The sequence below is a fragment of the Burkholderia catarinensis genome, assembly GCF_001883705.2.
GTDB lineage: Bacteria > Pseudomonadota > Gammaproteobacteria > Burkholderiales > Burkholderiaceae > Burkholderia > Burkholderia catarinensis.
In genome coordinates this window covers 1-2,562 of record NZ_MDEQ02000068.1, presented here as the reverse complement: position 1 = coordinate 2,562, position 2,562 = coordinate 1, and the positions used below count along the sequence as shown (strand labels likewise).

Sequence of the window (2,562 nt, the reverse complement as noted above, 5' to 3'; positions counted from 1 at the left end):
CGTTGTGGACGGAGAGTTCGGGCGCGCTCATGCGGCACCTCCGCGGCGCACGGCCAGCCGGATCGCCGCGCGAATGCGCGTGTAGGTGCCGCAGCGGCAGATGTTGCCGGACATCGCATCGTCGATGTCGGCGTCGCTCGGATGGGGATTCGTCTTCAGCAGCGACGCGGCCTGCATGATCTGCCCGGACTGGCAGTAGCCGCATTGCGCGACGTTCAGTTCCTGCCAGACTTGCTGCAGCGGATGGGTCAGGTCCGTCGACAGCCCCTCGATCGTCGTCACGCGCTTGCCGGTAGCGGCCGCGACGGGCGTGATGCACGACCGGATCGCGACGCCGTCGAGATGCACGGTGCACGCGCCGCACAACGCCATGCCGCAGCCGAACTTGGTGCCGGTGTGGCCGAGGACATCGCGCAGATACCAGAGCAACGGCATGTCGGGATTGCCGTCGAAATGCTGTTCGTTACCGTTGACGGTCAGCGTGATCATCGTTCACCTCGTGGTTAAGGCCCCCGCGTCGCACCGCAGGTGCCCTAGAACGCGACGCCCATCGAATTCCTGATGCGCCTGCTCAAGCAGGTTACCCGGAAGATCCATCTGCTTGTCGATGAGCATCCGGTCCATCGGTCCGTTGTTATCAAGCGGTTCGTTGCCGGACACCCGGATCGCCTGCGCCTGATCCGCCTGCCAGGCTACTGTCCCGAGTTGAACCCGGATGAGTTGCCGAATCAGGACGTGAAAACCAACGCACTCGGCAAAAGCCGCCCGACCAACAAAGCGGCAATGATCCTGAATGTCTGGAGCCACCAGCATAGTTGGCAGAAGGAACCTCACGTGATTCGTAATCGGTTCAACGAGAAACATGTCCGTTACGCCGTTTGAATATTGCGCACTATTTGATGAACTAATCGGCAACTGAGTTGGCCGCGCGATGGCGCGTCATGCACATGCCATCGGCAATTCAAATCTCAATCCCCGGCAACCTTGACGACAACCTTGCCGAAGTTCCGTCCTTCGAGCAGACCGATGAATGCCAGTGGCGCTTGTTCGAGACCGTCGACGATATCCTCGCGCAGGGTGACCTTGCCGGCTGTCACCCATTCGCCCATCTCTCGCAGGAATGGCAGATAGTCCGTTACGTAGTGGTCGCTGATGATGAAGCCCTGCATCCGGACGCGCTTCGCGAGCAGCGTGCCGGTCAGTAGCGGCAGGCGATCCGGGCCCGACGGCAGTTCGCTGTCATTGTAGTGCGCGATCAGGCCGCAGACCGGCACGCGCGCGGCGACGTTGAGCAGCGGCAGGACAGCCTCGAACACCGCGCCGCCAACGTTTTCGAAATACACATCGATCCCGTCGGGACATGCGTTGGCAAGCTGCCGTGTAAAGTCTGGAGCGCGACGGTCAAGACAGACGTCGAAGCCAAGCTTGTCAGTGACATAACGACACTTGTCCGGGCCGCCGGCGATACCGATCACACGACAGCCTTTCAGCTTCGCGATCTGCCCGACAACGGAACCGACGGCACCGCTCGCCGACGCAACGACAACGGTCTCGCCAGCCTTCGGCTCGCCAATTTTCAGCAGCCCGTGGTACGCGGTGAACCCCGGCATGCCGAGCGCGCTCAATGCATGCGACGGATGGTCAACACTCTGGCCGAGCGGTATCAGATCGTCAACGTTCGACACCGCATAGTCCTGCCAGCCACTCCGGCCGAGCACGAGGTCGCCTGCGGCGAACGCCGGATGCTTCGACGCGACGACGCGGCTGACGGTCCCGCCCACCATCACGTCGCCAAGCGAGACAGGCGGCGCATATGACGGCGCATCGCTCATCCGGCCACGCATGTACGGATCGAGCGAAAGGTATAGCGTGCGGAGCAGCACTTCCCCGTCGCGAGGTGCCGGCACATCCGAGGTTTCGAGACGGAGGTCATTGCAAGTCGGTGCGCCGACCGGGCGGGCGGCAAGCACGATTCTGCGATTGATTGACTCGTTTTGCGGCATGAATGTCCCTCTGCGAATCGGAACTTTCCGGTTGGATTACAGCGCCCCTTCCAGCACGCGCCGGCTCACATCGAGCGTGACGTCCCTCTGCTCGCCGAGCTGCGTCATCCCGTGTTCATCCAACTGCGCGACAAGCTGGTCGATCGCATCCGCACCCACCCCGTAATCGGCAAGGCGCGTTTTCACGTCGAGGCTCTCGAAGAATGCACGGGTGCGAGCGATCGCCTCGTCGATGCGCGCATCGTCCGAGCCAGAGGTGATATTCCACACACGCGTCGCGTACTGGAGAAGCTTCGCCCGCTTGCTGTCGCGCCGCACCTGCAGCATGGAGGGCAATACGACCGCGAGCGTGCGCGCATGATCGATGTCGTAGCGGGCCGTCAACTCGTGGCCGACCATGTGCGTTGCCCAGTCCTGCGGTACGCCGGCGCCGATCAAGCCATTCAACGCGAGCGTCGCGACCCACATCAGATTCGCGCGCACCGCATAGTCGTGAGGCTCGGCAAGCGCCTTCGGGCCGATCTCGATCAGCGTCTGCAGCAAACCTTCCGCAAAGCGG

Annotated in this window: 3 protein-coding genes and 1 pseudogene; 1 reads left to right on the top strand and 3 read right to left on the bottom strand. The window is 62.6% G+C overall.

The features are described 5' to 3' along the window. Positions 1 to 27: 27 nt before the first annotated feature. Positions 28 to 489 carry a (2Fe-2S)-binding protein gene (locus BFF94_RS37485; RefSeq protein WP_219140464.1) on the bottom strand — a complete coding sequence of 154 codons (462 nt, stop codon included), beginning with the start codon at positions 487 to 489 and terminating at the stop codon, positions 28 to 30. A gap of 72 nt (positions 490 to 561) precedes the next feature. Between BFF94_RS37485 and BFF94_RS37480 the strand changes: the two genes are divergently transcribed. Further along, a complete protein-coding gene (locus tag BFF94_RS37480) occupies positions 562 to 882 on the top strand; it encodes a transposase (RefSeq protein ID WP_246637513.1) in 321 nt (106 codons plus the stop codon). A gap of 86 nt (positions 883 to 968) precedes the next feature. Here BFF94_RS37480 and curA read toward each other — a convergent pair whose 3' ends face one another. Both curA and BFF94_RS37470 read right to left on the bottom strand, forming a co-directional pair. Further along, entirely contained in the window at positions 969 to 2,003 is a 1,035-nt protein-coding gene (curA, locus tag BFF94_RS37475; protein WP_128849309.1) for an NADPH-dependent curcumin/dihydrocurcumin reductase, read from the bottom strand. Between the two features lie 36 nt (positions 2,004 to 2,039). Continuing rightward, positions 2,040 to 2,562 (bottom strand): annotated as a pseudogene (locus BFF94_RS37470) (hypothetical protein); the annotation flags it as partial.

What these genes read in the sequence shown, in the direction of transcription:
- curA (WP_128849309.1), bottom strand. Translation starts at nt 2,003, where the DNA reads ATGCCGCAAAACGAGTCAATCAATCGCAGAATCGTGCTTGCCGCCCGC.
- BFF94_RS37485 (WP_219140464.1), bottom strand. Translation starts at nt 489, where the DNA reads ATGATCACGCTGACCGTCAACGGTAACGAACAGCATTTCGACGGCAAT.
- BFF94_RS37480 (WP_246637513.1), top strand. Translation starts at nt 562, where the DNA reads ATGCGCCTGCTCAAGCAGGTTACCCGGAAGATCCATCTGCTTGTCGAT.